Annotated in this window: 5 protein-coding genes and 1 pseudogene; 1 reads left to right on the top strand and 5 read right to left on the bottom strand. The window is 65.6% G+C overall.

Annotation, left to right across the window (positions count from 1 at the left end; all coding sequences use genetic code 11):
- Positions 1-401: 401 nt before the first annotated feature.
- A complete protein-coding gene (locus A37U_RS0137580; protein ID WP_020501811.1) occupies positions 402-626 on the bottom strand; it encodes a hypothetical protein in 225 nt (74 codons plus the stop codon).
- A gap of 823 nt (positions 627-1,449) precedes the next feature.
- Positions 1,450-1,857 carry a hypothetical protein gene (locus A37U_RS0137570; RefSeq protein WP_020501810.1) on the bottom strand — a complete coding sequence of 136 codons (408 nt, stop codon included), beginning with the start codon at positions 1,855-1,857 and terminating at the stop codon, positions 1,450-1,452.
- A 340-nt stretch (positions 1,858-2,197) separates the two neighbouring features.
- On the opposite strand from A37U_RS0137570, the pseudogene A37U_RS47390 reads away from it, so the two are divergent.
- A pseudogene (locus tag A37U_RS47390) lies at positions 2,198-3,194 on the top strand (ferritin-like domain-containing protein).
- Between the two features lie 175 nt (positions 3,195-3,369).
- On the opposite strand, the gene A37U_RS0137560 reads toward A37U_RS47390, so the two are convergent.
- The 3 genes from A37U_RS0137560 to A37U_RS47385 all read right to left on the bottom strand — a co-directional run.
- Entirely contained in the window at positions 3,370-4,101 is a 732-nt protein-coding gene (locus A37U_RS0137560) for an anti-sigma factor (protein WP_026198029.1), read from the bottom strand.
- Positions 4,098-4,691, bottom strand: a complete 594-nt coding sequence (gene sigK, locus A37U_RS0137555) for an ECF RNA polymerase sigma factor SigK (RefSeq protein WP_020501808.1) — start codon at positions 4,689-4,691, stop codon at positions 4,098-4,100. The genes A37U_RS0137560 and sigK overlap by 4 nt, the downstream gene beginning before the upstream one ends.
- A gap of 650 nt (positions 4,692-5,341) precedes the next feature.
- Positions 5,342-5,593: acyl-CoA dehydrogenase family protein (locus tag A37U_RS47385; RefSeq protein ID WP_040589919.1), on the bottom strand; the 252-nt coding region annotated here is incomplete at its 5' end.

Here is a 5,593-nt window from a genome sequence, read left to right as displayed (position 1 = left end):
TGCGGTGCAGCGCCTGCAAGACGATCGTGTTGCCCTCGCTGAACAGGGAGGCGACCTGGTCGGCACACACCTGGTCGCCGATCTCCGCTCCGACACCACCCGGCCCGGTGAACACGGTCGAGTCGACGACAGCGCCGTCGCGAGCCAGGCGCAGAAACGGGCTGCGAAGCCCGCGGCAGGTCAGCAGCTCGTCGATNCCGTCGAGGTCGAGCACGTCCCGGAACGCAGCAGGGTCGGCCGCCCGGCACAGTAGCGGCGCCCGACCCCAATACCACTGCGCGAACCCGGTGGTATCCACGCCGACCACACGCGCCAGCGCTCGCGGCATCCCTGAGCCGGAGCCGCCCCCTGCTGGAGCATCCGCTCCGCGCGGTCCGGTACCGGCCGCGGCACCGTCTGGATCAGCGCGCACCGCTGTCGGCGCCGCCGTCTGCTCCGCCATCGTGCTGACCGGGCACGCCCTGGCCCGCGCCGGAATCAGCGGGTCCCTCGGCACCGCTGTCGGCGCCGCCGTCTGCTCCGCCATCGTGCTGACCGGGCACGCCCTGGCCCGCGCCGGAATCAGCGGGACCTTCGGCACCGCCGTCAGCGCCCGAGGTGGTGATGTCATCGTCATTCAAAGCCATGTCAATTCCTTCCCTGTGTCCCGAGTAATGACCGGGGAGTACCCCATGCGGCGACATTCCATGCGTCGAACCCCCATACGGCGATCTCGGCGCGAGAAACGGCTGCATCCGACGACCGTCGGACTGATACCGTCAGGAGGGGCTTGACCTCGTGCCAGCGGAGGCGTTGGTGGCCATTCCTGGCCATCGTTGCGCTCTCCGGACTGGTGATGCTGGCCCTGATCCGCTGAAAGCCGACCGACAAAGACGTGGAATCGGCCCCCGAGAACGAAAAGATCGCGACCACGACCTGAGCCTGAATCTTACAAGTCCGTGCCATCATGATCCGAAGCTGTGCAGCAAGCGGTGTTTCCGACCCGACAGGAGGGCGGTCGACCTCATCTATTACCAGGGTTTCAGCCATAACGAAGTCGCCAGCTTGCTCAACATTCCTTTGGGGGTGCTCATATGCTCGAATCCACGAAGCCCTGGAGCGTCTGCATACCGCCCTCGCCGACAACCGGCACCGCGATGGACACACGCATCTCCCAGACAGCCACCAATACCCTTGATACGCACGAACGAGGCGTAGCGGCCCGCCCAGCCAGCAACGTTTGGGTAAGCACGGCCACGAGCGGACACTGTGCCGACACCGCGAGCCGCGCCTACCAACGCACCGGCGAGGTCGCCCCGGTGAGAGCCCCCTTGCGGGGATGTGCATGCTCTCCCGGGGCGAACACGTATCCCATGCTGCGTACCGTGTACACGACATTCCAATGTTTCGGTCACGTCGCCTGGGATCATGGCGACGTAGTCGGTCGCGGACCGACCGGGCCGAACGGTTTTAGAGCAGGCTGCTCAACAGCCCGCCGCCGTGGTGTGAGCCGCCGGATCCGCCAGTGGAGGCGTGGGTTCCGGAGCTGGAAGCCCCGTCCGGGCCCGCGTGTTGACTGTTCTGGTTGTAAGAGGCGCCACCATTGCCGACACCGTGGCCGCTGCCGCCTGTGCTGGAGTGCACGGAGCCAGAGTTTGCGCCATTCGGACCGGCCTGCTGCCAGTTTTGGTCGTAGGAGGCCCCACCGTTGTCGTGACCACCGGTGCTGGCCTGCTGCGAGCTAGACATCGCCCCGTCAACACCGGCGTGCTGGCTGGTTTGCCCGTAGGTATCGGCCGAGGCCAGTCCGGACAGTGCCATCGTCATCGGAGCGGCCACGGCCGCGGCGGCGATCGTACGCTTGAGCATCTTATGCATCAGAAGGTGTCCTTCCTCGTTATTATCTGCTTGCACCTCGTAATCCGGAGCGGCCCCCCGGGGCGGATTGCCGTTCGGTCAGGAAAAATCCGAACGATTCCGCGCTGGCGGCCGCGAGGTAGAAAATATGGTGAGTCTGCGGAAACGATGTTTCGTGTCCCGAAGAAGCGGGTATAAACCTTCGTCTTTTGTGTGTTCTTGAGGAGACCCCTTGTACTCATTGAACCCGGCTGTTCGTCGCGGGGTTGCTGGCCAATCCACGGCCGACACGGCTCCGAATGAAGAGTGAGTTGCACCTCACAAGGGCAGATGTGCACACGTCCAGGAAGAAGGGTCGCTGATGTTCGGTAAGAAGTATGCCGCGTCGATGATCAATCGCAGCGCGGAGCACGAATCCGATCGACGCCGTTTTCTGCGCAGCGCCGGTCTGGCCGGACTGGGGGTGGCCGGTGTCTCCGCCCTGGGTAGCGGAGCGCTGGGTGTTGCACCGGCGAATGCCGCCCAAATAGCCCAGGATGCCGCACAGCTTTCGGATGCCTCGGTGTTGAACTTCGCCTTGAACCTCGAATACCTCGAATCACAGTTCTACCTGCACGCGGTCACCGGTGACGGGTTACCGGCATCCATGACCGGTGGCACCGGGAGGTAGGGCGGTGTCCACCGGCGGGCGCGCGGTGCCGTTCCACAGTCGCAAGCTGCGTTCCTTCGCCAGCGAAATCGCTGGCGACGAACAAGCTCACGTGAAGTTTTTGCGCAGCGCGCTGGGTTCGGCCGCGGTCGCACAACCGGCCATCGACCTGCAACACAGTTTTACCGCGGCCGCGCAGGCCGCCGGTATCGTGGCAAAGGGGTATGTCTTCGACGCGTTCGCCTGCGAGGAGAACTTCCTGCTCGCTGCGTTCCTGTTCGAAGACGTGGGTGTCACCGCCTACAAGGGGGCTGCGCCGCTGATCGAAAACAAGACCTACCTCGAAGCCGCTGCCGGTATCCTGGCCACCGAGGCCTACCACGCCGCGAACGTTCGCACCTCGCTGTACGAAACCCGCACCGGCTTGCTCGGAACCGGCTTGTTCGGCCGCGACCTACGCGCGGCCGCGGGTAAGTTCTCCGATGCTCGCGACAGCCTCGACGGGTCCACCGATGACGATCAAGGCATCGTCGACGGCGACCACCAAGCCAACATCGTGCCCACCGACAACAACGGCGTCGCCTACACCCGCACCGCACCCAATGTGCTCAACATCGTCTACCTCACTCCAAAACAAGCCAGCTCCGGTGGCTTCTTCCCCTCCGGAGTCAACGGAGACATCACCACCAGCGGCAACAATGCCGCCTGATTGGCGCGGCAATCTCCGGATCGTCGGTCGGTGTCCGTGTCGTAGGCCGGGCATCGGCCGACCCGTTGCAGTACTGGCTGCACCGCCGCCTACCGGTGACGCCGCGTGGGGACCACTCAACAGCGAGGCCATAGCGCGGCCGAACCACACTCCTGGGGCACCAGCTTTTGCTGGTTCAGGCTAGCCGGAAGCCCATCAACGGGACGTTTGTCGGTTGGGGCGATCCGCCTGCCGGTTCGACCGTCAGTCCGACCTGCGAGGCGCCGGGCACGGTGTCGGTGACGACCGGCGCCAGTCTGCCCTCGGTGTCCCGGTGCAGCAGCCCGGCCGGGTGCGCCCCGTCCCGACCCATGAACCACAACTGGTACACGCGGTCGTCCGGCACCCGAGGCATCCCGGACACCATCAGCACCGCGCGGTGCTCGCTCGGCGAGACGATGGCCATAGCGGATCCGCCATCAGCCGCGCTTCCCTTGGATGCGGCCGCATCCGGTGCGCGCAGCACCGAACTGATGGAAGCCAGCTGCCGCTGAGTACCGTCGAGCTCACCGTTCTTGCCCGCCAGTTCGACACCGAGCACCACCGCCGCAATCACCGCAGCGGCGGTGACCAGGGCGGCCGCCCGCAACGGCCAGCGCCGCCGGGATGCCGAGGCGCCGGGCTGGGCCGTCTCGTTCGGGCTCAGCTGGCGGGTGCGCGCGATCTCGGTGAGAACCCGTTCCCGCAGCTCTTCCGGCGGAAGGACGGCGGCCGCGGCGGCGAACCGGGCCGCGGTCTCCTGGAACTCGTGCACCTCACGCACACAATCCGGGCACTCCCGCAGGTGCCGTTCGAACTCCACACGTTCGGTCTCGGTCAACGCGTCGAGCGCGTAGGCACCGGTCAAGGTATGTACGTCCGGGTTCACCGGCCCACCCCCAGACAGTCACGCAGCCGAATGAGCCCGTCCCGCAGACGAGTCTTCACGGTGCCCAGCGGTGTGTGGAGCAGTTCGGCGACCTCCCGGTATGTATGGCCGGAGTAGTAGGCCATCGTCACCGATTCCCGCTGCAGTTCGGTCAGGCTGGAAAGGCAGTGCTGCACTCGTTCCCGCTCGAGCCTGTTCACGATCGCTTCGGTGACCTCGTCGAAGGGCTGTTCTGCCAGGACGTGCTCGCGCTGGTCGCGTTCCTGTGCGGCCTGTTCGGAACGAACCCGGTCGACCGCGCGACGGTGCGCGATGGTCAACACCCAGCTCTGCACGCTGCCCCTGGCCACCGCGTAGCGCGGCGCTTTCTGCCACGCTTCGAGCATAACCTCTTGGGAAACTTCCTCGGCATAGGCGGGATTGCGTACTACCCGGGTGATCACGCCGAGCACACTGCCCGCGAACTGGTCGTAGAGTCCGGCGAAAGCAGCCTGGTCGCCTCGTGCCACCCGTTCGATCAGGTCACCGGCTGTGGCTGACTGGGATCCCGGGTCCCGGGACCGGTCGTTCGACGGCACCCGTTCACCCATCCTGGCTCCCTTCACATTCCGGCCCATCGTGCTGCATTCGGATCCGCCGTCGCATCCGGATTGGTGATGCCGCCTTTCCGGGCACCGTCATCCTCGAGGTCACCACTAACGAAGTGCGCGAGGTGTCCTCGCCCGAGCTCGCCCGTGGTGACGGCTGGTTCTATCCTGGCGCGGTGGTGCCAAAGGAAGTCTGCCCAGGGGCGGCGGGTCAACGAGAAAGCGGGACAGGTTCGCTCGTTTGATCGCTCGGGACGTGAGCAATAGCGAGGCGTGCCGGATGGTCGGAATCAATCGACAGACAGAGACACGGTGGCGCCCTAGGCACGCTGTCCGAAACACGGCGGGCGAGGAGGTGAGTATCCGCTGGCTCGCGACTGACCGCGTTCGGCGGTCACGTCCGATCCGCGGCGTGCGCTCCTCGACGCTGGGCTTCGCGCTGCGGTGATGGATCTGCTCGCCAAGCAGTGGGCCCGAGCAGCTCGCACATTGACTGTGCGAGCTGTTTGTCGACCAACCCGGTCGATGGCCGTGTCGGTGTCGGTGTCGGTTTGGACCGGTCGGTGCTCAGGCTGAGCGGGCTGGACGTGACTCGCCCAATTCTGGCGGTCTTGGACGTTTCGAAGGCCTTGCATCGGGCGGTGGCCATCGTGTCAGACGAAGGCTCCCATGCCGGTGATGGCACGGCCGACGATGAGTTGGTTGATCTCTCGGGTGCCTTCGTAGGAGTAGAGCGCTTCGGCGTCGGCGAAGTAGCGGGCCACGTTGTGGCCGAGCAGGATTCCGTTGCCGCCGAGGACTTCCCGGGCTCGGGCCACGGTGTCACGCATTTTTGTGGTGACGACGGATTTGGCCAGGGCGGAGTGCTCGTCCTTGTTGACGCCCTGGTCTTGCAGCTGGGCCAG

It is taken from the genome of Sciscionella marina DSM 45152 (assembly GCF_000379465.1).
Lineage (GTDB): Bacteria > Actinomycetota > Actinomycetes > Mycobacteriales > Pseudonocardiaceae > Sciscionella > Sciscionella marina.
Note: the sequence above shows the minus strand (reverse complement) of the source record. Positions and strands in the feature narration are given on the sequence as shown.